This window comes from Desulfomicrobium apsheronum (genome assembly GCF_900114115.1).
GTDB lineage: Bacteria > Desulfobacterota > Desulfovibrionia > Desulfovibrionales > Desulfomicrobiaceae > Desulfomicrobium > Desulfomicrobium apsheronum.
Genome location: NZ_FORX01000004.1, coordinates 168,697 through 192,833 on the forward strand (window position 1 = coordinate 168,697; position 24,137 = coordinate 192,833).

Genomic DNA, 24,137 nt, shown 5'->3' on the forward strand with positions numbered 1-24,137 from the left:
CGCCTGCGCGGGAATGACACCTCGCTGTTGGCCAAATGGTCAGCGTGCCGATACCTGCATGGATTCCCGCCTGCGCGGGAATGACACCTCAGCCAGGGCGACACTGCTGAACGTTTTCCTGACGGCGGCTTTCCGTATTGCCACAACGTCATCCCCGCGCAGGCGGGGATCCATGCCTCTCGCCTTCGATGCGGCAGCGTGTCCAACCCGCGCGCCAGCCACGATCCTACTGCGCCACCTTGCGCTTCACGTACTCCACCAGCCCGCCGCCGGAGAGCATTTCCATCATGAACGGGGCCACGGGAATGAAACCGATGGTCTCGCCCGTGGTCAGGTTCCTGATCGTGCCCGCAGCCACGTCGATCTCAAGCTCGTTGCCTTCCTTGATGCGCTCGATGTCGTCGCCCAGTTCCAGCAGCAAAAGGCCCATGTTGAAGGAGTTGCGATAGAAGATGCGCGCGTAGCTCCGCGCCAGGACCACGGGAATGCCAGCGCCCAGGATGGCCAGGGGAGCGTGCTCGCGCGAGGAACCGCAACCGAAATTGTCACCGGCGACCAGGATGTCGCCGGGGGTGACGCGCTTGACCCAGCCGGGCTCAAGGCCCTCGAAACAGTTCTTGCCAAGCTCCGCCGTATCGGCCGTGACCAAAAACCGGGCCGGGATGATCGCGTCCGTATCTATATGATCGCCCACCACGTGGGTTTTTCCTTTAAATGTCATGACTGCTCTCCTTTAACCAAGTTTGCCCGGATGGGTGATAAGCCCGGTCACGGCCGTGGCCGCCGCCACCGCCGGATTGGCCAGGTAGACTTCGGACTGCAGGCTGCCCATGCGTCCCTTGAAATTGCGGTTGGTCGTGGCCAGGCAACGCTCGCCTCCGGCCAGGATGCCCATGTGCCCGCCAAGGCACGGACCGCAGGTAGGCGGACTGATGATGGCGCCAGCATCGAGAAAAATGCGCAGCAGGCCCTCGTCCAGGGCCATCGAATACGCGCCGGGTGAGGCCGGGATGACGATGAAACGCACACCCTTGGCCACCTTGCGTCCCTTGATGATCCTGGCCGCCTCGCGCAGGTCGCTGATGCGGCCGTTGGTGCAGGAACCGAGCACGACCTGATCGACGCGCACGCCGGAAACTTCCTCCACCGGCTTCACATTGTCCGGCAGGTGCGGGCAGGCGATCTGGGGTGAGAAGGAGGACACGTCAAAGGTCATCTCCTTCCAGTAATGCGCGCCCTCGTCGGCGGCGATGGGACTGTCGCCCATGCGCCCATGAGCCTGGCAATAGGCCAGGGTCTTCTCATCCGCAGCGAAAAGCCCGACCTTGCCCCCGGCCTCGATGGCCATGTTGGCCATGGTCATGCGCGCCTCGACCGAAAGGCCCTCGATGACCTCGCCGCCGAACTCCAGCGCCTTGTACAGGGCCCCGGCCACACCGGTCTGGCCGATGGTGAAAAGGACCAGATCCTTGCCGCCGACATGCTCCGGCAGCTTGCCGGTGAAATTGACGCGGATGGTCTCCGGCACCTTGAACCAGGTCTCACCGAGGGCCATGGCTGCGGCGATGTCCGTGCTGCCAAGACCCGTGGCGAAGGCGCCGAGGCCACCGTAGGTGCAGGTGTGGCTGTCGGCCCCGACCACGATGTCACCGGGCCCGACCAGTCCGTATTCGGGCAGGATGGCGTGTTCGACGCCCACGTTGCCGCCCTCGTAATAGTGGGTGATGTCCATCTCGCGGGCAAAGTAGCGCACGACCTTGACCTGCTCGGCAGAGTCGATGTCCTTATTGGGGGTGAAGTGGTCACAGACCAGGGCCACGCGGTCCTTGTCGAAAACCTGCTTCACGCCCATCCCGCGAATGGACTTGATGGCGAGCGGCGCGGTTATATCGTTGGCCAACACCATGGACACGCGGCACTGGACGATCTGTCCGTCCGCGGTGATGGGCTGGTCCGTATGCCTCTGCAATATCTTCTGTGCTAAAGTCTGGCGCATATGCTGTCCTCCTGTCTTTTGGCCAAGCGGTTCAGGGCGTTCAGATACGCCTTGGCGCTGGCCACGATGATGTCCGCATCGGATGCGCGACCCACCGAGGTTTTTCCGTTTTCTTCTATCTTGACGGTCACCTCGCCCTGGGCGTCGGTGCCGCCGGTTATGGCGTTGACCGCATAGCGGACCAGTTTGGGGCTGCGCCCGACGACCTTGCCGATGGTGTTGAAAACAGCATCGATGGGGCCTGTCCCAAAATCCGAAAGAATGCGTTCTTCACCGTCCACATACATTTTGACGACCGCGTTGGGGATGGCCATGTTGCCGCTCAGGGCACTCAGGTATTCCAGGCGGTACTTGTCCGGAAGGCGGAAAATCTCATCGAGGACGACGGCTTCGAGGTCTTCGACGAAAATTTCCTTCTTGCGATCGGCCAGCTTTTTCATGGCCGTAAAAACTACGCCGAGCTGTTCTTCGTCAAGGCGGTAGCCAAGATCCTTGAGGCGCTTGTCGAAGGCGGCGCGACCCGAATGCTTGCCCAGCACCATGTCCTCTTCCTGGCGTCCCACGGACTCAGGGGTCATGATCTCGTAGGTCTGGCGATTCTTGAGCACGCCATCCTGGTGGATTCCGGATTCATGGGCAAACGCGTTGGCACCGATAATCGATTTGTAAGGAGGTATAGGCTGACCGATGATCAATGACAAGAGCCGGGTGGAGGGGAAAATCTGCTCTTTATTGATGTTTGTGGTCAGCTGGTAGAAATCCTTGCGCACATCCATGGACATGACCACCTCTTCCAGCGCCGCGTTGCCGGCGCGCTCGCCGATGCCGCTCAGCGTCACCTCGGCCTGGCGCGCGCCCGCCTTCAAGGCCGCCAGGGTGTTGGCCGTGGCCAGGCCCAGGTCGTTGTGGCAGTGCACGGAAAAGACGGCCTTGTGGCTGCCCTTCACGTTCTCCAGCAAATACTTGATCAGCTCCGCGAATTCCTGGGGCTGCGTATAGCCGACGGTGTCCGGCACGTTGATGGTCGTGGCCCCGGCCGCGATGACGCGCTCGAAGACCTGGGCCAGAAAGGGCCAGTCGGAACGGGAGGCGTCCTCGGCCGAGAATTCGACGTTGGAGGTCTTCGACGCCGCGTATTTGACGGCGGCCTCGGCCATGTCCAGCACCTCGTGACGTTCCTTGCGCAGCTTGTACTTCATGTGAATGTCCGAGGTGGCCAGGAAGGTATGGATGCGCGCCTGCGGGTTGCCCTTGATCGCCTCCCAGGCACGATCGATGTCGCTGGGCAGCGCCCGGCAAAGCCCGGCCACCTGGCAGTTCTGCGCGGCCAGGGCGATGTCGCGCACGGCCTCGAAATCGCCCTGACTCGCGGCCGGAAAGCCGGCCTCGATGATGTCGACACCAAGTATTTCAAGCTGACGGGCCAGGCGTACCTTCTCATCGCGGTTCATGGTTGCGCCGGGAGACTGCTCGCCATCACGCAAGGTCGTGTCGAAAATGTAAATTCTTTCTGACATGATGCTCTCCTTTTAATGGATGATGTATAATCGATAGTTGATAAAGACAACGACTGATCCTGGCTGAATGTACGCCTGGATGGCCGTTTTCTGCAAACGATGCTGAGGGGGTTACGTTTTTCCTTTACGAGATCTTGTGAGAAGACTCTCGTAGAAAGGATTTCCCGCGTAGGGGTAGAAAGAAGTAGGTGTAGATGAGGCCGGAGAAGATGTAGCCGATGAAGAACACAAAGCTCAGAAGCTTTGGTTCGGATGCGACGAGCACGAAAATGAGCAGTGCCGTGACCGTGGCGCTGAAGCGATGCGCGCGAATGACCTCGGCGTCCTTGAAGGATGCGTAGCGGACATTGCTGACCATGAGAATGGAGACCAGAAAGGCGAGCCCGAGCGTGATGCCGGGCACCAGATCGGCCATGGATTCAGGGATGTACGAGGAGAAGAGAACAAAAGTGGCCAGGGTACAGGCCGCCGCCGGAATGGGCAGGCCGATGAAGAACTTCTTGCTGATCTTGCCTGTCTGGATGTTGAAGCGGGCCAGCCTAAGTGCTCCGCAGGCCATGACCAGAAAGGAGGCCATTATGCCCAGGCGGCCGAACTCGAAGGTGTTCCACTGGTGGATCATGATGGCCGGTCCCACACCAAAAGCGATGAGATCGACCAGGGAATCCAGCTGGACGCCGAAGTCCGAGGCCGAATTGGTCAGCCGCGCCAGCTTTCCATCCAGCCCGTCAAAGACGCAGCTGACGATGATGGCCACGGCAGCCATCTCGAAACGCCCGTCAATGGACCACAGAATACCCAGGAAGCCGGTCAGCAGACTGGCCATGGTCATCATGTTGGGGAGCAGATAGTATCCCCGATGCTTGGGTTTCAAGTGTTCCATTAAGAGTCCCGAATAAATCTCTTTTTTATTTTTTGCGGGCCAGTATCGACTGCCCTGCAAAAACCTTGTCACCAATTCGAACAGTTGGTTCATACTCGGCAGGCAGGTAAAGGTCAACTCTGGATCCGAACTTGATCAGTCCGAAACGCTGCCCCCGGCCCAGGGAGTCACCCTCCTCGCTCCAGCAGATGATGCGCCGTGCGATGAGCCCTGCGATCTGGACCATGGTCCAGGAACGGCCGTCCCCGTCCTCGATCAAGAGCGAGTTGCGCTCGTTGTCGGTGGAGGCCTTGTCGAAGGAGGCGTTCAGAAATTTCCCGCCAAAATAGGAGATGCGCGCAATGCGGCCGGTCACGGGCATGCGGTTCACGTGGACGTTGAAGACGTTCATGAACACACAGACGGCGGTGCGGTCCTCGCCGGTCATGGGATCGCGCATGGTTTCGACCTTGATGACCTTGCCGTCGGCCGGAGAAACGGCCACGCCCGGCTCCTGGGGCACCACGCGCTCCGGATCGCGGAAGAAATTGAGCACGAAGAAAAGAGCCACGAGCAGGACGGTCGCCATGAACCAGCAGTCGAGCAGGGCGAAGGTCAGGGTGGCCATGGCCGTGAAGAAAATAAAAGGCAGGCCTTCAAGAGAAAGACCGATCGAGGGCTTAAGCATGAGAACTCCTGATCAATTTATGGGCAAGGGTCTGACTACTCGGGGGGAAAGAGAGTTTCAAGCCAAATTTTCCCCGATCATTTCCCCGGCCGTGGGCCCGAATACAGTTTTTTCCATTCATCAAGAAAGAGGATGGCCGTTTCGAGTCGGCCAAGACGCCCTTCCCGGCCGCGCAAGGTCCAGACCAGATCATCGAAGCTCACCGTGGACGCAAGATTCAATTCGGCCAACAGGGCTTCCACTTCCGAACGCAGATGCGGCGCGATTTGCGCCCGCCAATCATCGGGTGGGATCTCCTTGACCTGCATGAATTTTTCCGCGTGCCGCAAAAGGGTCTGCATGCGGTGGGCGTAGGTGTGTTCGGCCAGCACCCGGGCCCGTCCCCTGGCCGCGACCTCGGCCCTGGCTTCGGGATGGGCGAGGTAATATGCTATGCCTTGCAGCAATTCGGGCATGTCGGAGAAAAGGGCCAGCTCATCTTCGGCGAAAAGTTCGGACAAGAGCGCGCGCCGGTCCACCAGCTGAAAAGCTCCGCAGGCAGCAAGCTCGAAGGTGCGCGGATTGACGAAATCCCCGTCCCCGACCAATACGCCGGGCCTTACCGAGGAATGCAGATTCACGTTGATGGTCGTGGAATTGAAGATGCGCACCACTTCCTCGGTGTCAATACGCGCTCCGCCTTTTTGCAGATAGGGCGCAAGGGTCGTCTCCCCGTCCCAGTCATTGCCCCAGATGCGCAGGTCGTGCCCTGTCAGTTGCCGAAAAGCCAGCCGCCGATTGGGGTAACCCGCGCCCACAAAGGAAATTTCGCTGCCGCACTTGCGCCGCTCGACGGCTGAAAGTTCCAGCGGCCGGTGCACGGACGGATCCGCCGCCAGGGGCAGATAGAATGAATCGTGCTGCCCCAGCGCCGCCAGCTGATCCCCGAAATCTCCCTTCTGGATGACCGCGAAAAGGTCGTAATAGGGGGCAAAGGCCTTCCAGTAGGGAAAAACCTCGCGGTCCTCCACGAACCACATGGCCGTGGGCACCCCGTCGCGCCTCAGTCGCTTGAGGGCCTGCCGGGACAAGGGCGCCTGCGCCATGGCCAGGACCAGATCGGGGCAGAAGGATTCGACCTTGGCCAGGACGGCCTGGGACACGACCTGCAGAAAGCTGTTCTCCAGATAGTCGAGACGGTCCGTGCCCACGCGCAGGTCTTTCAGGGCCGAGAAGGCGGAAAAAAAATCCGGAGCCTCGAAATATTCGACCACGTGCCCAAGCTCCCGCAGGGCGTTCCCGCAGTAGCGTCCGATGGGCAGGGAGCCGCCGTACATGGGCAGAACAACCAGAATTCGTCGGGTTTCAGTCATGGGCCCGTCCTCGCAGTGTTTGGGGCAGCATCCAGTCGCGCTCCTGCATCCAGGTTTCCTCCGGCAAGAATTCCGCATCGCTCCGCATGGGCAGCCCGGCGTAGGCGGCGGCCATCGCCCTGAACGCCCTGCGCCGCCCGAACTCGGGGTCCGTACCGGCGACGACGGTGAAGGTCAGGCCCAGTTCGTCGAAGCCGCTGGTCATGACCGCGCACCCCGGTGCAAGTTCCCTGGACGTGTGCCCGCTGACATGACGCAACACGGACGGGTCGCCAAAAACACTGCGGCAGGCTACGTCGTGCGGGCAGGGCGCGGTTTCAAGGCAGGGCGCGCACTCTCGTGTGGCCTGCAGGACCAGGTGCCCCCGGCCGTAGGGCCCGGTCTCGTGACACCAGGCCGAGGAAAGAAAAAAGGCCAGCACGGGCACGCCCAGATGGGCAGCCAGATGCATGGTCCCGGTATCAGGCGAGACGAGCAGGTCGAGCCCGCCCACGGTGTCATGGAGTTCCTGCCAGCCGGTGCGGCCGACCAGGTCGCGGACCTCGCCCCGGAGCGACGCGGGCAACAGTGCGGCAAGTTCCCTGGCGGCCCGCCGCTCGCTACCTGAGCCGAGCAGATGGATGGGGCCGCGCCCCACGCGCCCGGCCGCGGCCTGGACCAACGGGGCCAGCATCGCGGCGGGAAGGGACCTGCGTGCGTTCTGCCCGGCCATGACCACGCCAATGCCGCCGCCGCGCGGAACCGCGTCGGGATTGACCCGCTCCGGAAGCGCCGGCTGCTCGGCATAAAGCCCCCACACGTCGACCAGATTGAGGCCGGTCAAGGCCCGGGCCCTGGTCCAGCGCATGATCTGTCCGGGCCAGGAATCGATCAGCCGCTGTCCCCGATGCGACCGATAACCCCGGACCGTCGAGCACGGAAACATCCCGGCCAGGGCAAAACTTAGCCCGGAAAAATTGAGATTGTAGACGCGGTGGAAATCAAGCTCCATAATACCGGCCAATTCCTCGTGCACCCGGGCCAGAATGTCGGGGCCGTGAGTTCCGTGGGCAGCGATGCCGTGCACTTCAACCCCCGGATAGACGATACGGGCCAGGGATTTGAGGGAATCGTCGACCAGCAGATGCACCTCACCGTCACCTTGCAAGGAACGCAGCAGGCGCTTGGTCTGGAGCAGGTCGCCGAACCGGGCCAGCTGAATGACCAGATATCTGGGGGAGGATTTGCACTGCATGTCGGAATCGCCGGAATTCATGACCCTTCATCCGGCAAAAACCCGCAAAAGTCCAGAACTCCCCGGATTATCAGGCCCTCTCAGCCGGCAGGACCAGACAGAACAGGACCGGGGCCCTGACGTCTTGGACAAGTGGGGCCCGCTCTGCTAGACGGCGGGCATGCGTTACTACCCTCTGCTTTTGGACCTGACCGGCATGCGGTGCCTGGTCGTCGGCGCCGGCGAAGTCGGCCTGCGCAAGATCGAGGGGCTGCTGCAATGCGGCCCGGAGCTGGTCACGGCCATCGATCCCGCGCCGCCGAACACCGAACTGACCGAGCTTCTTGCAAGGCAGGGCAACTTCTCGTATGAACAGCGGCCCTTCGCCGAAACGGACCTGGACCGGGCGCGGCTGGTCTTTGCCTGCACCAGCGATCGCGCCGTGAACGCCGGAATCGGCCGGATCTGCATGAAGCGGGGGATTCTGTGCAACATGACCGATGCCCCCGAGCACGGCAGTTTCGTGCTCCCGGCCAGCATCACCCGCGGCGATCTGACCATATCCATTTCCACCAGCGGAACCAGCCCGGCCCTGGCCCGGGTCATCCGCCGGGATCTGGAAACCCGATACGGGCCGGAATACGAGACCATGACCCGTCTTCTGGCCGACATCAGAACCGCGCTTCTGGCCCTTGGGCGAAGCAGCGACGAAAACAGGGAGATCTTTCGCAGGCTGGCCGCCTCCTCCCTGCCGGACCTGATCAAAAACGACGACCGGCACGGCTGTCTGGAACTGCTCCGGAACGTGCTTCCCACTGACCTGCATACAAGAATCGGAGAATGGTGTGATGACTGCTTCCCGACTTTTTGAATTGATCATAGCACTGCTCTACCTGTCAGGCTCGGTTTCATACCCCCTGGGACTGGTCCTGCGCCGCGCGTTCCTCAAACGCCTTGCGGCCTGGACATCAGCGGCGGCCTTCGGACTGCACACCGTGGACCTGGCCCTGCGCTCCCTGGAACTGGGGGCCGCCAACCTGCAGCACGGCCAGTTCTACATGAGCCTCATGGCCTGGTTTTTTGTGCTCATCTTTTTTGTCCTGTGGTGGCGCCTCAAGCATGATTTTCTGTCCATGATCACCGCGCCCCTGGCCCTGATCCTCTTCAGTTCGTCCCTGGCCGTGCGCACCCAGGTCCTGGCCGTGCCTGAGCAGTTCAGCGTGTTGTGGTTCAGCCTGCATGTCGGCACCATCTTCGTCTCGCTCGCGCTCATCGCCATGGCCTTTGGCGCCGGGGTGGCCTATCTGCACCTGGAACGGCTGATAAAGACCAAGGCCAAGCTGCCCGGCTTCTCCAAGGAACTGCCCTCCCTTGAAACCTTCGACAGAGCCAACCACTGGGCGGTGAGCATCGGATTCCCGCTTTACACCATAAGCCTGCTGGCCGGATTTCTGTGGGCCTCCTTCACCTGGAAGAAGGTAATCAGCTGGGACCCCAAGGAGCTGATCTCCATCGTCACCTGGATCCTTTTCGCCCTGCTTTTCCATCAGCGCATGGTGCTGGGCTGGCGGGGCCGCAAACCGGCCAAAACGGCCATAATCCTTTTCATTCTTTGTCTTGTGTCCCTGGTCGGGGTCAACTTCCTGTTGCCGTCACACCACAGCTTTAGACAGTAATCCTATAGACATCACCAATCCATGAATCAGGAAATCTATCTCGTTGGTTTGAATCACAAGACAGCCGGTGTCGACATCAGGGAACGTTTCGCGCTGACCGATTGCGACCCCGCCGCCACCGGTCTGGTCATCGACGACGGAGTCGTGAGCGAAGCCATGATCCTCTCGACCTGCAACCGCGTCGAATTTCTGGTCGTCGGATCGGAAGAAGCGGACATGCGCGCGAAAATCCTGCGCTTTTGGGCCGACCAGTGCGGACAGCCCTCCGGCGACCTGGAAGGCCACACCTACTGTCACGTCGGCGACGATGCCGTAAACCACCTCTTCACCGTGGCCTCCAGCCTCGACTCCATGATCCTGGGCGAGCCCCAGATTCTGGGTCAGCTCAAGACGGCCTACCGCAACGCCGTGGAAAAGGGCGTAGCCAAGGTCATCGTCAACCGCTTGCTGCACAAGGCCTTTTCCACGGCCAAGAGGGTCCGCACCGAGACGGCCATCGCCTCCAGCGCCGTATCCATCAGCTATGCGGCCGTGGAGCTGGCGCGCAAGATCTTCACCGACCTGACCAACCACCGCGCCCTCTTGATCGGCGCGGGGGAAATGGCCGAACTGGCGGCGACACACCTTCTTTCCTCGGGCGTGCGCGACATCACCGTGGTCAACCGCACCCTGGCCAAGGGCGAGGAGCTGGCCAGACAGTTCAAGGGGCGCGCCATGCCCTTCGAAGAGCTGCATCAGGCGCTTCTGGAAACGGACATCGTCATCAGCTCCACGGGTTCGCCCACGGCCATCATCCGCGCCAAGGACATGAAGGACGTGTTGCGCAAGCGCCGCCACAAGCCGATCTTCTTCATCGACATCGCCGTGCCGCGCGACATCGATCCCGACATCAACGGACTCGACAACGTCTATCTCTACGACATCGACGATCTTAAGGAAGTGGTCGAGGAGAACCTGGCCGGAAGGATGCAGGAGGCGCAGAAGGCGCGGGGTATCGTGGCCGAGGAGGTTACAGCCTTCATGCGCTGGCGTGACGGTCTGGCCCTGCAGCCGACCATCGTCGCGCTGCTGGACCAGGGTGAATGCATCGCACGCAAGGAGCTCAGGAAATCCATCAAGCAGCTCGGCCCCAACCCGGACCCGCAGATGGTCGCCATACTGGAGCGTCTGGCCAAATCCCTGTGCCACAAGATCTACCATGAGCCCATCAGCTACCTCAAGCGCCGCTCCCTGGAAGAAGGGTCGGCCCAGCGTTTCATCCACAACGCCCGCCGGATGTTCAATCTGGACGAGGAAGCCATCCCCGAGGACGCCCATCTGAACCGAAAAGTCCAGACCGGCAGCAAATAACGGAGAATCCCATGCGCGCCTTTGTCATTGACGAAATCACCCCCGAAGACATGGAAAAGCTCGAAAGCAGGCTCAAAGAACAGGAAATGCTGAGCATCGAGCACCTCTATCACTTCAACCTGCCGCCCTCGCTGCTCACGCCCATGCAGCAGGAGCACGCCCCCGAATGCGGACCGTTCTACATGGCCGTTGAAACCGGGCGCGACTGGGTCCGGCTTGAACTCCTGGTCCGGGCCAAGCGCATTCTGCGCTGCGCATGCATCGCTTACGCCACTCCCGAGCAGCAGGAACACATGATCTCCTACCTGGAAAACCTGCTCAAAGACCTGAACATTCCCCTCTGATCCCAAAGACCATGCGACTTCAGGAGCTCCCCCGACACCTGGCCCGGCGCTGCCTAGGCATCCCGCGCTTTTGCCGGGAGACCCTTGGAGTCGATCTGCGCGGCACGCGCCTGGTGGTCGCCTATTCCACGGGCCTCGATTCCACGGCCCTCCTGCACCTGCTCGCCCTGCTGCGCGCGCCGCTTGACCTCACCCTTGTCGCCGCCCATGCCCATCACGGGCTCAGGTCCGAATCGGACCGGGAAATGGCGCACGCCGAGGAAGTCTGCGCGCACCTTGAAATTCCCTGCCGAACGGCGCGGCTCGACGTCCCCGCGCTTCAGGCCGCGTCAGGACAGGGCCAGGAGGAATGCGCCCGCCGGGCGCGCTATGCATTTCTGGATTCCGTGCGCCGGGATCAGCGGGCGGACTGGGTCGTGACGGCCCACCACGGCGACGATCTGGCCGAAGACATCGTCATGCGCCTGCTGCGCGGCACGGGCTGGCCCGGCCTGGGCGGAATGCCGGGCGTGGACCCTGGACGCGGCCTGCTGCGGCCGCTGCTTGATTGGGAAAAAAGCGAACTGCGCGCCTTTCTGGAAGAAACAGGCACAGATTGGTGCGAAGACCTGTCTAACACCTCGCCGGAGCGCACCCGCAACAGAGTCCGCCACGACATCCTGCCGCTCCTGCGCCGCGAAAATCCCTCGCTGTTCAAGACCGCCATGCAGCTCTGGACCCTGGCTCGCATCGACGAGGAATACTGGACCCTGGAACTGCCGGAACTGCCCGCTCCCGGGCGGGATTTTCTGCTGGATTCGGCACTGCTTGGCGGGCACCAGGCAAAACGCCTGCGCCTCTACAAGGCCATCCTTGACTCCATGGGCCCGGGCCAAACCCTGGCGAGCCATCTTTTGCTCCTCGACAAGGCCTGGATGCGCAAAAATTGTGGCCGGACCATCCAGTTTCCCGGCGACAAGATAGCCTCGGTGGAACCAGGCGGCATCCGCTTTCACTTCCAAAAACGCACTCCGTAAAATCCGGAATTTCCGGAAGCTGCCCCGCCATCCCCTCCAGATCCGGAGTCACGGCGGTTTTCATCGCCAATAGCTCGAAATATAAAAACAGAATCATCCCACAATCTGATCCGCCCGGAAAATCCGCATCCAAAACTGATCCGGCAAAACTGGAACAACTCCTTCACCCGTCTGATTGTACTCCGTAATTATACCTACGTACACGGCTACAAAAATCCGCATTATTTGGCATATAGTTTGCTAATTTTATACAGAGATATCGGTAGTCCGGGTTCGCGCAGCCTGACGCCGCAGAAAGGACGAGGTACATATGAGAGTAAGAAACACGAAAGATAATCGGGAAAAGGATCGCATTCCGCACAAGGCCGTCATCCGCTTTTGTGCCGGAGATCATGATGAATGCCGAATTGCCAGAATGATCAATTACAGCAGCACCGGCATGTATCTGGAATTGAACTACCCCCCGCCGAAGCTGGGTGCCAATCTGCTCATCGAGGTTCTGGAGGGCGAAGAACTCCAGAACCCGATGATGGAATTTCAGAACCCGAAGACATGCTATTACGCGAAGGTCATCTGGAAAAAAAATCTGCCCGATTCAAACGCTGAGTACGGAGTAGGTCTGCGCTACCTGTCCTCTGCCCCTGCGGAAGGTTAACCCCGCGCGGCTGTGTTCATGCCCCATTGCAAGGCATTCGGCCCCGTCAGAGGGCTAAATGCGAGATGGCCCTTTGCAGGGCCATTTTCATTTGCGCGCGGCCAGTTCCGCCTTGCGTCTCGTCAGATCCTCGAAAACCGCCATGGCCGCTGAAGCGCCCTCGCTGACGGCCGTGACGATCTGCTGCACTCCCCCGGTGATGTCTCCGGCCGCATAGATGCGCGGAATGCTGGTCCGACCCTGTCTGTCGACGCGGATATAGCCGCCCGGCTCCTGGGCCAGACCCAGATGGGACACGGCCTGCACGTTGGGCACGATACCGATGGCCAGAAAGACCCCGTCCACATCGACCCGTTCCGTCTCGCCGCTCTTGACATGCCGAAGGGTTATGAAGCGAAGAGTCTCCTTGCCCCCGATCTCCTCCACGACGTTGTTCCAGCGCACGGGGATTTCCTCCCTGAGCACGGAATCGACAAGGTGCTGCTCAGCCCGAAAACTGTCGCGGCGATGCACGATGAACACGTCCACGCCCAGATTCTTCAGATGCAGGGCGTCGGTCAGGGCGGTGTTCCCCCCTCCGACGACGGCAACCTTCTTGCCCTTGAACATGAATCCGTCGCAGGAGGCGCAAAAGGACACACCCTTGCTCATGAAACGGTCCTCTCCGGGCACATCGAGCTTCTTCCAGGCCGCTCCCGCCGCGTAGATCACGGCATCCGCCAGAAAACGCCGGTCCTGGGTCAGAACTTCGATATTCCTGCCTATCTTGATCTCCTCGACGGTCTGTCCAGTGATGACATCCACGTACTGTTTGGCCTGTTCATGAATCATGTCCATGAGCATCTTGCCGCCGATGTTGATGAACCCGGGATAGTTCTCCACTTCCGGCGTGATGCTGACCAGGCCGCCGACAATGCCTTTTTCCAGCACCACGGCATCGAGACCGGCGCGTTTGGCGTAGATTCCGGCCGTAAGTCCGGCAGGCCCCGACCCGATGATGACCACGTCGTGATGGCTTGCGTCCGCGGCGTCCAGATCGTCCCTTTCCTCGGCCAAGTCCTTGGCGGCCTTGAGGGTCAAAAGCTGAACGACAAAAGCCAGCTCCGATTCCATGCCCACGGTGGAAAGCTTTTCATCGTAAACCGTATGCGGGATGGAGCCTACGGAATACTCCTCGGCATACTCGGGGTTCTCCCCGGTCTCGACGCACTCGACACTGACCAGGAGCGGCTTCTCGACGGCCGCCTTGATGGCGTTGACGCACTGCCCGGGACAGTACGGACATGTCGGACTGACAAAGACCTTGACCAGCCTCGGCTCCTGCAATTCCTGCAACAGCTCCCTGGCGCGCTCGGACAAAAAGCTCTTTCCCGTGGAAACCATCATCAGAGCGTGCAAAAAGGCCTGTCCTTCCTCTCCGGCCGGGGCGCCTGTGAAGCGGATGGAATATTTTTCGGGGGCGATGAGCAGAGTGGGAAAACGCTCCACGCCATACTTCTCGTTGGCCGCCTCATCCTGCGAGTGCAGGCTGAGCGTAACCTTGTCGGTAAGGCGAACGAGGTCCTGCATGAGGTTGCGCGCAAAATCGGCATAGGCGTCGTTCTGCCCCTGCTTCACAAAAAGATGAACTGGCACCACATCCTTAAAGTCCTTCAGAAAGGAGGCCAGGGCCTTGCGTTGATCCTCGGGCAGAAACCATTCTTCTTTTTTGTTGGCTTTGGTCATAGAGATCTCCGTGAATGAGTCAAAAACAAGCTTAACGAGGTGATAAACAACGCACTTAGCTGTCGTCTTCGCGACAAGCAGGGAATTGTTCGTTGGTCAGGACAACATTACACCTTCTAACTCTTGAACGGTTTTTGCCAAGGTGAACTTCGATTCAACCCTCTTCCGTCCGGCCTCACCCATACGAATACGCAACCCTTCATCGTGAACAAGTTGCGCCAAGGCGTCAGCAAAGGCAACGACATTCCGTTCCTGAACGAGCAAACCTGCCTGACCGTGCAGCACGACCTCGGGAATATTGCTGACCTCGAATGCCACTACCGGAAGGCGCATGCTCATGGCCTCGGAGAGCACATATCCAAAGCCTTCCCAAAGCGAGGGCAGGGCCAGTATGTCGATGGACGAATAAAACCGCTTCATCTCCTCGACAAAACCAAGAAAGTGAAAACAATCTTCCAGCCCCAACTTTTTGACGTGGTCACGCAATTCCCGTTCAAGCTCACCTGTTCCTGCCAGCAGCACTTCAACATCGAAGCCTCGCTGTCGCAGCAAGGAGATCGCTTCTATCAAGTATTTCTGTCCCTTCTGCTTGGTCAAACGACCGGCACAACCAATAACTACTTTTTGATGTGCTCTGGGAACCAGAGCATGACTGGGCAAAGCATCAAATGCAGACAGATCTAAACCATTGTAGACAACAAACGTACGTTCGAGCGAGATCAAGTTCTTGTTCAAAGATAAAACCATACGTCGTGTATTTTCGGAATTGCAAAGCAATTTCGTCAATACGCAACGAAAAAGGAATCGGTTCAAAACGCTATCTTTGGTCGGCAATGCCAGTCCGCGACGAAAAATGATGTCCTTGACTCCGGCCATTCGCGCGGCGAAACCGCCACATTTCAAGTCCGAAGGTAAAGCCAGGATGACACTTTCCACAGCATTACTTCGAAAAAAAGAAACGAGTCCGGCCAGAATCACCGGGTTCAGAAAACTCAAGTTGCCGATTGGCAATCGCAGAAGCTCAATTTGCGGATGACGTACAAGTCTGTCCCCAAGAACCGAAGACGTGTTGGTTACGACGCAAACTCTCCAGCCTCGCTCCGCCAGAACAAGGGCATGCGTGAAAAACCACTGCTCTCCCCCGCCCCAAGCCCGATTTGAATTAAACAGACAAACCGAACGATTCACGGAAGGCCACCATGTGCGTAGAGCAAGTGAACGACTGCGGCCTCAAGGCACGCAAGAGTTCTTTCCTGATCCGCAGGCTGGAAGAGGATAACCCGCGCTTTCCATGCGCTGAGTGCTTCAACCACCGGCATGACGTTCACAAGTGCCTGACCAGCGGCCGGCCATGGGCCTTGCGGTCCGCCACCAGCAGTTCACGCAGGCGCAGACTGACCGGGCCGGGGGCGCCGTCGCCCACGACGCGGCCATTGTACCGGACCACGCCGACCGCGTCGATGCTCGTCCCGAGAAGAATGATCTCGCGGCAGTCGTAAAGTTCGGACTCTGGCACGGGACGGGTGGCGACCGGCATGAAACCTCCGGCCAGGCTCATGGCCCGTTTGAGGGTCGTGCCCATGAGGGCGTTCTTGAGTTCCGGCACGACGAAAACCCCGTCCCGGTCCACCAGCACCGCGTTCTCCGTGGAGCCTTCGGCCAGAAATCCGTCCCCATCGAAGCACAGCGGGTAGTCGGCGCCCTGCTCCACGGCGTCCTTTTTCATGAGCACGTTGGGCAGATAATTCACGCTCTTGATCTGGGACATCCAGCCCTGTTTGGCCGGAATGCGCGTGCGCACCGCGCTGACCCCGGCGGTCCAGAAGGATTCGGGCTTGCGGGCGAAACGTTTGGCCACGATGTAAAGGCTCGGATGCGGGCATTCGCGGGTGTCCAGGGTGAACCCGCCAGGGCCGCGCCCCACAAAAACCATGACATTGCCTTCGTCCGCCTTGCTGACCACGCAGACCTGCCGGATCAGGTCATCGAGTTCGGCGGTGCCGATCGGCAGCGCAAGACCGATAGCGCCTGCGGAACGCTCCAGGCGCAGCAGATGCTCGCCCAGCTGATAGATGGCCCCATCCTCGAAGCGTAGCGCCTCGAAAACGCCGTCGCCGCGATGCACGAGGTGATCATCGAGGGGGATGAGCATGAGGCGCGGATTGGTGAAAATCGCGCCCAGCCGGTGATCGTAGAAAGCCAGGAAATTCTCCTCGCCGGGACGCGGGAGTGACTGCAACCGTTCCCAAAAGAGCTGCTCATTGCCGATTTCGACCATTTTTCCCTCCATGACTGCAAGCCGCGCTTCATTGCGCCCCGCTCGCAAAACACGCCCCAAGCCGTCATTCGGTTCGGGGCGTGCGGACAAACCAGAAAACGCGTCAGGCGTTCAAGCTATGCGCAAAAGATCCCGTTCCAGGAGCACTTCCGCGATCTGGACGGCGTTCAGGGCCGCGCCTTTGCGGATGTTGTCGGCCACGATGAACATGTTCAGGCCGTTCTCGATGCTTTCGTCTTCGCGAATACGGCCCACGAAGGTGTCATCCTCGCCTGCCGCGAGAATGGGCATGGGATAGATCTTCTCGCCCGGGTTATCGAGAACGCGCACGCCGGGTGCCTGGGACAGGATGGCGCGGGCCTCCTTGGAGGTCAGCTTCTTCTCGGTCTCGATGTTCACGCTCTCGCTGTGTCCGTAGAAGACCGGCACGCGCACCGTGGTGGCTGTGAGGCGAATGGAGTCGTCGCCCATGATCTTCTTGGTTTCAAGGACCATCTTCATCTCTTCCTTGGTGTATTCGTTGTCCAGGAAGACGTCGATCTGCGGCAGGCAGTTGAAGGCGATGCGATGCGGATAAACCGAATTGGTGCTCTCCTGACCGTTGAAAAGCTGGCGCACCTGACTTTCGAGCTCGACGATGGCCTTCTGGCCGGTGCCGGAAACAGCCTGATAGGTGGAGACCACAACACGCTTGATACGGGCCGCGTCATGCAGGGGTTTCAGGGCCACGACCATCTGGATGGTCGAACAGTTGGGGTTGGCGATGATGCCCTTGTGCCAGGAAAGGTCGTCCGGATTTACCTCGGGCACGACCAGGGGAACGTTCGGGTCCATGCGCCAGGCGCTGGAGTTGTCGACCACCACGCAGCCGGCCTTGACCGCGCAGGGCGCGAATTTCTCGGACGTGGAGCCACCGGCGGAAAAAAGGGCCAGATCGACGCCGACGAAGGAATCTTCGGTCAGCTCCTGCACCGTCAGTGTCTTCGAACCGAATTCCACCTTGCTGCCCGCGGAGCGCGAAGAGGCAAGAGCCCGCACTTCCGAGTGGGGAAAATTCCGGCGAACCAACGTATCGAGCATCTCTCTGCCAACGGCGCCAGTCGCGCCAACCACGGCCACTACGGGAATCTTCTTCATCATCGCCTCCAAAATATGTTACTTCAGCCCGTCCCTGCGCGAAAAATCCTTCCAGATATCAAGGCAGGTGTCGGCTTTGTTAAGAGTGTAGAGATGCACTCCAGGGGCTCCCCGGTCAAGCAGATTTCGGATCTGGTTCTTGGCGTAGCCAAGGCCCAGCCCCCGCACCCCGCTCTCTCCGTAGACCTTGTGCACGTGCTCCAGGTCGCTCATGTACTCTCCGGGCACCGAGGCTCCGCAAAAGGAGAGCATCCGCTTCAAAGCCGCCAGGTTCTGGACCGGCAGAATGCCCGGGATGATGGGCACGCCGATGCCGACCGCCCTGGCCCGGGCCACGAAATCGAAATAGGCGTCGTTGTCGAAAAATAGCTGCGTGATGATGAAATCCGCCCCGCAAGCCACCTTGTGCCGCAGGCGCTCCAGGTCGTCGTCCATGTTTGGGGCTTCGGGATGCTTTTCGGGATACCCGGCCACGCCGATGGACAGATCTGAAAAATCCTGCCGGATGAAGGAGACCAGATCGCTGCCGTGCTGGAACTCCTCACTGTCGGGAGTGAAGGTGCTCTCGCCGCGCGGAGGATCGCCGCGCAGGGCCAGGACATTGTCCACTCCGGCCTGGGCCAGGCCCGACAGAAACGAACCGATTCGCGCTCTGTCCGCGCCGACACAGGTCAGGTGCGCCAGCGGCTCAAGGCCGTACTCCTGCTTCATGCGGGTCACGATCTCCAGCGTGTTGTGCTGAGTGCTTCCGCCCGCGCCGTAGGTCACGGAGCAAAACAGGGGGCCAAGGTCGCGCAGTTGGCGCACGACGTCAAAAAAACCGGGCCACTGCGCCCGGTCCTTGGGGGGAAAGAACTCCAGCGACAGGAACGGTTCCTGCCGCTGGAGCAACTGGGCAATGCGCACGAAAAACTCCCGGACTTTGGCTGATTGTTGAAAAATTCAAAATTCACGGGCCGTTCTAAAATGTCGAGCAGGAAAGCGAAAAAGCCAAGACGCGCAGTCTTGCGCTTACATGAGCGGTCTGGCTTTTTCGCTGACGCGACAGATCGCCGTTTTTGGGCAACCTGTCAGGCTACCGTGTCGGCGATGGAGAATATGGGCAGGTACATGCTGATGACCAGGCCACCAACGACCACGCCTAGGAAAACGATCATGATGGGCTCGATGAGGGAGGTCAGGGCGTCGACGGCCACGTCAACCTCGTCATCGTAGAAATCCGCGATCTTCGAGAGCATGGAGTCGAGCGCGCCAGTGGTCTCGCCGATGGCGATCATGTGGATGACCATGGGCGGGAAGACGCCCGTGTCGTCCAGGGGCTCGGCCAGGCTCTGGCCCTCGGCGATGGATTTCTTGGCTTCGAGCACGCCTTTCTCGACGGTCTTGTTGCCCGATGTGCGCGAAACGATGTCGAGCGCATTCAGGATCGGCACGCCGCTTGAGACCATGGTCGCCAGCGTCCGGCTGAACTTGGCCACGGCGGCCTTGCGCAACAGGGGCCCGAAGACGGGCACGAAAAGGATCCAGCGATCGACGATGATCTGCCCCTTCTCCCATTTGTAGAAGAACTTGAAGGCCACGAAAAGAGCGATGATGCCCGCGACAAGCAACATGAAATTGTTGATGACGAAATTACTCATGTTGATGACTATCTGGGTCGGCAGGGGAAGCGCGCCGCCGGATTCCCGGAACATCTGCTCGAAGGTCGGGATGACGAAGATGAGGATGACCGCGATGACCGCCAGGGCCACGGTCACGACCACGCCCGGATAGATCATGGCGCCCTTGATCTTGGCTTTGAGCTTGGCGGCCTTTTCGATGTATTCGGCCAGACGCAGCAGGACCTGGTCCAGGATACCGCCTGTCTCGCCGGCGTTGACCATGTTGGAATAGAGGGCGTCGAAAATGTCAGGATGCTTTTTGAGAGCCTCGTACAGTGAACTGCCGCCCTCGATGTCGTTTCTGACCGCGTAGAGCTTGCGGCGCAGCTTCGGATTTTCGGTCTGCTCGCACATGATCTGCAAGGCCTGCAGGATGGGCACGCCTGCATTGATCATGGTGGCGAACTGCCGACTGAAGACGACCATGTCTCGATCGGACACACCGCCCTCAAGAAAGGTACCTTCCAGAATATCCTTGGGTTTCGGCTTGACCCGGACATTGCCGTATCCCTTGCGTCGCAGGATATTTTCGGCAAATTCAAGGCTTGGAGCGTCCAAATCCCCTTTGACTGATCTACCGCCGCGTGTTTTAGCCTTATAGATGAAGACAGGCATGAACGTCCTCCAGAAGTTGGGTCGGGAAAATACGTAACCAATCGCTGCCGCGAATCCGGTGGGGGGTCAAAGCGTTTGCAGGCATGCAGAAAGTTCGGACAGAATTTCCTCGTCGGCCGGCAAAAAAGAGTAACCCCGGGCTTCTTCACAAGTGATCCAGGCCAGTTCCTGACCTTCACGCGGCGTTGGTGCGCCGGAAAATTCCGTCACAAGATGAAAGAAGAGCCGAATTGCACCTACCTTAACCTTTTTTTCCTTTACTTTCCAGAGGGAAAAAGCATCTATTGCAATGGATAATTCCTCTTCCAGTTCCCGCACAAGTGCCTGACCAAGCGTCTCCTCGGCCTCGACCTTGCCGCCCGGAAATTCCCAGAATCCCGACTCGGTCATGGATGCCGAGCGCCGGGCGGCCAGGAATCTGCCTTCGCGCACGATGATCGCGGCCACCACATCGATGGTGTCCGCGCTCATGCATCCCTCTGAATCTCAAGCTCCTGGAGTTCCTTTTCCAGATAGGCCAGATCCGACATCAGCTCTTCGGCCCTGTTCTGCAAGGCCGCGAAGCGCTGCCCGAGTTCCCGGGACAGGGCCACGTCCTCGTAGGTCGCAGGGTCGGCCAGCCGCGTCTCCAGGGTTTCCTGCTCGACCAGGTTGGCTTCAAGCTCCGCTTCGAGCTTCTCGTATTTCTTGCGCAGGGGCTTGAGCTGCTGATAGATTCTGTTGCGCATCTCGGCCTGCTCGCGCTTCTTGAGCTTCTGCTCGTTGCGCAGCGCACGAGTCATGTCTGGCTTTTCCTGCTCCTGCGCCTCCCGCGCCTTCTTGCGGGCGTGGTATTCGTCAAAGCCGCACTGATGCACCTCGATGCCGTCGGCATGCAGTTCCCAGATTTCGCTCACCACCTCGCTCAAAAGGTACCGATCATGGGCGACCACCAGCATGGTGCCCTGATACGCCGAGAGCGCGTCCATGAGGGCCTCTCGGCTCTCCATGTCCAGGTGGTTGGTCGGTTCGTCCAGAATGAGGAAATTGGCACGGCTCAGGAAAAGGGTGCTCAGCACCAGGCGGTTCTTTTCGCCGCCGCTCAGATCCTCGACCTTCTTTTCCCAGTAGCGCTCGCCGAGCATGAACAGGCCAAGGGCGGACTTGAGCTGCAGATCCGTGCATGAAGGCGAGGCCAGCCGCTTGATCTCGGACATGACCGTGAAGGCCGGGCGCACGATGTCGGTCTGGTGCTGGCTGAAATACCCGGTGACGATGCTCGACCCCATGTTGATCCGACCCTGGCTCGGCTTCAACTGGCCGGTGATGAGCTTGATCAGGGTCGATTTGCCCCGTCCGTTGGGGCCGACCAGGCCGATTTTCTGACCTCGATAGATGTTGAAGGACAGATCCGAAAACAGGGACGCGTCCGGAAAGGAAAAGGACAGCTCCACTGCGGACAGCACGGTCTGGTTGCCTCGCTCGGGCTCGGGCCAGCTAAAAGACAGGGTGCGGGCGCGGGTCTCTGGGGTCAGGGTCTGGAGTTCGTTTTGCAGCTTGCCGATCTGGCCGAGCCTGCTCTGGGCCTGCTTGGCCTTGGTGGCCTTGGCCCGGAAACGATCCACGAAGGCCTGCTTCTTGCCGATCTCCGTGCGCAGCTTGTCCGCCTGTCGCCGGATCTGATCGTTGCGTTCGGCGTTCCATTCCAGAAACTGGGTGAAATTGCCGTCCCGCAAAAAGGGCTTCTCGCCTCCGAGAAACAGGACCTTGTTCGCGACCCGGTCCAGAAAATAACGATCGTGAGCCACGAAGACGAGCACGCCCTCGAAGCTCAGCACGTAGGACTCAAGCCACTCCACGGCCTCCAGGTCGAGGTGGTTGGTCGGCTCGTCCAGAAAGAGAATGTCCGCCCCGGCCACCAGCACCCGGGCCAGCTTGGCCCGTTCGCGCCAGCCGCCGCTCAGCTCGCCCACGGGACGGGAGAAAACAGAGGGCGCAAAGCCCAGACCGGAAAGAATGGCATGAGCCCTGTGCTCAGGGTTGTACCCGTACTGATGCTCAAGTTCCTCCTGCCGGTCGTGCAGGCGGATCAGGGCGGCCTCGTCGTCCCGGTCCAGGGCGGCGCGCCACTGCGTCCAGAATTCCCCCCAGGAGGGCAGCACTTCCAGCACGAACTCCTGCAGGGGCTTGGCCAGATCGAGCGCACCCAGTTCCTGACGCACGAATCCTATCTGGGACCCCTTGGGCACCGTCACCTTGCCGGAATCGGGCGCGGTTTCACCGGCCATGATCCTGAGCAGCGTGGACTTGCCGCACCCGTTGGGACCAACCAGGGCGAGACGGGTCCCGGAATGGACCTCCATGGACAGGCCCATGAAGAGATCCACTCCGGAATACGCCTTGGAAACAGCTTGAACGGTAATCTTGGACATTATTCCGCTTCGAAGAAGATGGACATCTGGGTCATAAGGGAAGTGACGGACTTGTTGAACATGTCTTCGGAGAACTCCGAGGCCACGAACTTGGTCTGCAGCATGAGGAACTCCTCCTGCTCTTCGCCGAGCGGCGGGGTGATGGTCAAGGAAGCGCCGAGCAGGTCGCCGTTGATGATCAAGAGATCCATCAGGTCTTCCTTGCTCACCTCTTCGATGGAACCCAGGGACAGGGACACGGTCACCGTGGGCACATCGAGGGTGCCCTGGTTGGATTCCAGGGACAGAAAGCCGCTGGCGTCCTCGCCAAGTTCAAAACCCCAGATGGCGCCGTCTTCCGAGGCCGGAGAAACCAGCTCGCTTTCGGTCGCGGCCGCCTTGAGCACAGTCTCCATTTCTTCGGCAAATTTGATCAGATCCATAATAAGCACCTCAACGTGTAAAAGTGTGATGCCGGCCCTTCAGGCGGCCAGCAGAAAATGTATCCCGGCAATCCAGCCCCGCTCTTCCAGTTCCGAGGCGATGCGCGCCCCGGCTCCCCTGTTCCCCACATAGGACAGGAGAAATTCCCCCTGCGGAGCGCCCACTTCGTGCCATGAACAGACCGGACGACCACCGGCCCGTCCGCCGATCTTGTTTTGATCGACCTCCAGCCAGCAATTGATGACAATGCCGTGTTCCTCAAGCATCAGGGCCCGACGCCGGGTGATGCGCCCGCCACCGATGATCGACACCCGGTCTATCCCCCTCGAAGCAAGCCACCGAGCCAGATATTCGGCCTTGGTGCGATAGAATGCATCGGGATCGTAGCGGGGGTCCGTGCGCGTGAGCCGGGAAGGCGGATCATTCCAGATCAGCACCTCCTGGGGAACCTTGTCCATGCGCACGTCGGCGGCCATCAGACGCAGCAAAAATTCGTAATCTTCGGGAAACGGGCCGTCATAAAACGGGCCGCACCGACTGACAAGCTCTTTGCGGAACATTATGCTTGGATTGGCATAAGGCGGTTCCACAAAGCGGGACAGGGAGATCTCCTCTTCCGTCACCAGGGTGTTGGTCCAGTCCACGTAGGCTTTGTAGCCCCGGCCGGTCTCGGGATCGCCGCCGAAGCGGACCCGCCCGCCGACCAGGCCCAGGTGGGGGTGGCGGTCCAGATGGTCCTTTTGCAGTTCAAGACGGCGCGGCAGGCAGACATCGTCGCTGTCCATGCGGGCCACGTACTCGCCCCGGCACTGTTCCACGGCATAATTCATGGCCTGCACCACGCCCCCGTGTGGACGGTCGAAAACACGGATTCTGGAATCCCGGGACGCGTATCGCCGGAGCAGGCCGAGGGTGTCGTCAAGAGACCCGTCGTTGACCGCCACGACCTCGAAATCCTCAAAGGTCTGGCCCAGCAGGCTGTCCAGGCAGGCCTCAAGGCCGTCCCCGGAATTGTAGCAGGGCAACGCCACGGAGATCATACCCCGGACCCGCCGAAGCAAAGGTCATGGACACGGACCGCGATCACGGCCGCAAACTGGACACGGGCAACAGACATCAAATCTCCCTGAGCGACAATTTCGGACCACTCTTGACAGCGCGCCGAGCGCTGACCAAAGCAGAACACAGATTTCACATTTCCCGCGCAAGGTAAATCCA

23 protein-coding genes are annotated in these 24,137 nt (G+C 60.1%); 6 read left to right on the forward strand and 17 right to left on the reverse strand.

Annotation, left to right across the window (positions count from 1 at the left end; all coding sequences use genetic code 11):
- Positions 1 to 226: 226 nt before the first annotated feature.
- The 7 genes from BMZ40_RS06320 to BMZ40_RS06350 form a co-directional block, all read right to left on the reverse strand.
- Entirely contained in the window at positions 227 to 721 is a 495-nt protein-coding gene (locus BMZ40_RS06320; RefSeq protein WP_092373258.1) for a 3-isopropylmalate dehydratase small subunit, read from the reverse strand.
- 12 nt (positions 722 to 733) lie between these two features.
- Positions 734 to 1,996: a 3-isopropylmalate dehydratase large subunit gene (gene leuC, locus BMZ40_RS06325; protein ID WP_092373259.1), complete on the reverse strand. Its 1,263-nt coding sequence runs from the start codon at positions 1,994 to 1,996 to the stop codon at positions 734 to 736.
- The gene (locus BMZ40_RS06330) at positions 1,981 to 3,513 is read right to left on the reverse strand and encodes a 2-isopropylmalate synthase (RefSeq protein WP_092373260.1); all 1,533 of its coding nucleotides are present in this window, start codon (positions 3,511 to 3,513) and stop codon (positions 1,981 to 1,983) included. The genes leuC and BMZ40_RS06330 overlap by 16 nt, the downstream gene beginning before the upstream one ends.
- A 124-nt stretch (positions 3,514 to 3,637) precedes the next feature.
- Positions 3,638 to 4,396 carry a CDP-diacylglycerol--serine O-phosphatidyltransferase gene (gene pssA, locus BMZ40_RS06335; RefSeq protein WP_092373261.1) on the reverse strand — a complete coding sequence of 253 codons (759 nt, stop codon included), beginning with the start codon at positions 4,394 to 4,396 and terminating at the stop codon, positions 3,638 to 3,640.
- A gap of 25 nt (positions 4,397 to 4,421) precedes the next feature.
- A complete protein-coding gene (locus tag BMZ40_RS06340) occupies positions 4,422 to 5,063 on the reverse strand; it encodes a phosphatidylserine decarboxylase family protein (RefSeq protein WP_092373262.1) in 642 nt (213 codons plus the stop codon).
- Between the two features lie 77 nt (positions 5,064 to 5,140).
- The gene (locus BMZ40_RS06345) at positions 5,141 to 6,415 is read right to left on the reverse strand and encodes a CgeB family protein (protein WP_092373263.1); all 1,275 of its coding nucleotides are present in this window, start codon (positions 6,413 to 6,415) and stop codon (positions 5,141 to 5,143) included.
- The gene (locus BMZ40_RS06350; RefSeq protein ID WP_245751045.1) at positions 6,408 to 7,670 is read right to left on the reverse strand and encodes a glycosyltransferase family 9 protein; all 1,263 of its coding nucleotides are present in this window, start codon (positions 7,668 to 7,670) and stop codon (positions 6,408 to 6,410) included. Before BMZ40_RS06350 ends, BMZ40_RS06345 begins: the two co-directional genes overlap by 8 nt.
- Before the next feature lie 139 nt (positions 7,671 to 7,809).
- Here BMZ40_RS06350 and BMZ40_RS06355 point away from each other — a divergent pair, with 139 nt between their 5' ends.
- The 6 genes from BMZ40_RS06355 to BMZ40_RS06375 all read left to right on the forward strand — a co-directional run bounded on the left by BMZ40_RS06355 (position 7,810) and on the right by BMZ40_RS06375 (position 12,669).
- Positions 7,810 to 8,499, forward strand: a complete 690-nt coding sequence (locus BMZ40_RS06355) for a precorrin-2 dehydrogenase/sirohydrochlorin ferrochelatase family protein (protein ID WP_092373264.1) — start codon at positions 7,810 to 7,812, stop codon at positions 8,497 to 8,499.
- Positions 8,477 to 9,304: a cytochrome C assembly family protein gene (locus tag BMZ40_RS06360; RefSeq protein ID WP_092373265.1), complete on the forward strand. Its 828-nt coding sequence runs from the start codon at positions 8,477 to 8,479 to the stop codon at positions 9,302 to 9,304. Before BMZ40_RS06355 ends, BMZ40_RS06360 begins: the two co-directional genes overlap by 23 nt.
- Before the next feature lie 21 nt (positions 9,305 to 9,325).
- Positions 9,326 to 10,654 (forward strand): glutamyl-tRNA reductase, encoded by a 1,329-nt coding sequence (hemA, locus tag BMZ40_RS06365; RefSeq protein WP_092373266.1) that lies wholly within the window; start codon positions 9,326 to 9,328, stop codon positions 10,652 to 10,654.
- Between the two features lie 11 nt (positions 10,655 to 10,665).
- Positions 10,666 to 10,998, forward strand: a complete 333-nt coding sequence (locus tag BMZ40_RS19150) for a hypothetical protein (RefSeq protein WP_092191123.1) — start codon at positions 10,666 to 10,668, stop codon at positions 10,996 to 10,998.
- Between the two features lie 11 nt (positions 10,999 to 11,009).
- Positions 11,010 to 12,014 (forward strand): tRNA lysidine(34) synthetase TilS, encoded by a 1,005-nt coding sequence (gene tilS, locus BMZ40_RS06370; RefSeq protein ID WP_177193047.1) that lies wholly within the window; start codon positions 11,010 to 11,012, stop codon positions 12,012 to 12,014.
- 310 nt (positions 12,015 to 12,324) lie between these two features.
- Complete coding sequence (locus BMZ40_RS06375) at positions 12,325 to 12,669, forward strand: PilZ domain-containing protein (protein ID WP_092373268.1); 345 nt, start codon at positions 12,325 to 12,327, stop codon at positions 12,667 to 12,669.
- A gap of 87 nt (positions 12,670 to 12,756) precedes the next feature.
- Here BMZ40_RS06375 and BMZ40_RS06380 read toward each other — a convergent pair whose 3' ends face one another.
- From BMZ40_RS06380 to BMZ40_RS06425, 10 genes are all read right to left on the reverse strand, one after another.
- Positions 12,757 to 14,394 carry an FAD-dependent oxidoreductase gene (locus BMZ40_RS06380; RefSeq protein ID WP_092373269.1) on the reverse strand — a complete coding sequence of 546 codons (1,638 nt, stop codon included), beginning with the start codon at positions 14,392 to 14,394 and terminating at the stop codon, positions 12,757 to 12,759.
- Between the two features lie 96 nt (positions 14,395 to 14,490).
- Entirely contained in the window at positions 14,491 to 15,582 is a 1,092-nt protein-coding gene (locus tag BMZ40_RS06385; RefSeq protein ID WP_092373270.1) for a glycosyltransferase, read from the reverse strand.
- Between the two features lie 136 nt (positions 15,583 to 15,718).
- Positions 15,719 to 16,672, reverse strand: a complete 954-nt coding sequence (locus BMZ40_RS06390) for an aminotransferase class IV (RefSeq protein ID WP_092373271.1) — start codon at positions 16,670 to 16,672, stop codon at positions 15,719 to 15,721.
- A 111-nt stretch (positions 16,673 to 16,783) separates the two neighbouring features.
- Positions 16,784 to 17,812, reverse strand: coding sequence for an aspartate-semialdehyde dehydrogenase (locus tag BMZ40_RS06395; RefSeq protein WP_092373272.1), 1,029 nt, complete (start codon positions 17,810 to 17,812; stop codon positions 16,784 to 16,786).
- Between the two features lie 15 nt (positions 17,813 to 17,827).
- On the reverse strand, positions 17,828 to 18,715 hold the full coding sequence (gene metF, locus BMZ40_RS06400) for a methylenetetrahydrofolate reductase [NAD(P)H] (RefSeq protein WP_092373273.1): 888 nt from the start codon (positions 18,713 to 18,715) through the stop codon (positions 17,828 to 17,830).
- Between the two features lie 164 nt (positions 18,716 to 18,879).
- Positions 18,880 to 20,085, reverse strand: a complete 1,206-nt coding sequence (locus BMZ40_RS06405; RefSeq protein WP_092373274.1) for a type II secretion system F family protein — start codon at positions 20,083 to 20,085, stop codon at positions 18,880 to 18,882.
- Between the two features lie 66 nt (positions 20,086 to 20,151).
- Positions 20,152 to 20,556 carry a (deoxy)nucleoside triphosphate pyrophosphohydrolase gene (locus BMZ40_RS06410; RefSeq protein WP_092373275.1) on the reverse strand — a complete coding sequence of 135 codons (405 nt, stop codon included), beginning with the start codon at positions 20,554 to 20,556 and terminating at the stop codon, positions 20,152 to 20,154.
- Positions 20,553 to 22,496 carry an ABC-F family ATP-binding cassette domain-containing protein gene (locus tag BMZ40_RS06415; RefSeq protein WP_092373276.1) on the reverse strand — a complete coding sequence of 648 codons (1,944 nt, stop codon included), beginning with the start codon at positions 22,494 to 22,496 and terminating at the stop codon, positions 20,553 to 20,555. The genes BMZ40_RS06410 and BMZ40_RS06415 overlap by 4 nt, the downstream gene beginning before the upstream one ends.
- Complete coding sequence (locus BMZ40_RS06420) at positions 22,496 to 22,918, reverse strand: hypothetical protein (RefSeq protein ID WP_092373277.1); 423 nt, start codon at positions 22,916 to 22,918, stop codon at positions 22,496 to 22,498. The genes BMZ40_RS06415 and BMZ40_RS06420 overlap by 1 nt, the downstream gene beginning before the upstream one ends.
- 39 nt (positions 22,919 to 22,957) lie before the next feature.
- Positions 22,958 to 23,959: a glycosyltransferase family 2 protein gene (locus tag BMZ40_RS06425; protein ID WP_092373278.1), complete on the reverse strand. Its 1,002-nt coding sequence runs from the start codon at positions 23,957 to 23,959 to the stop codon at positions 22,958 to 22,960.
- Between the last annotated feature and the right edge of the window lie 178 nt (positions 23,960 to 24,137).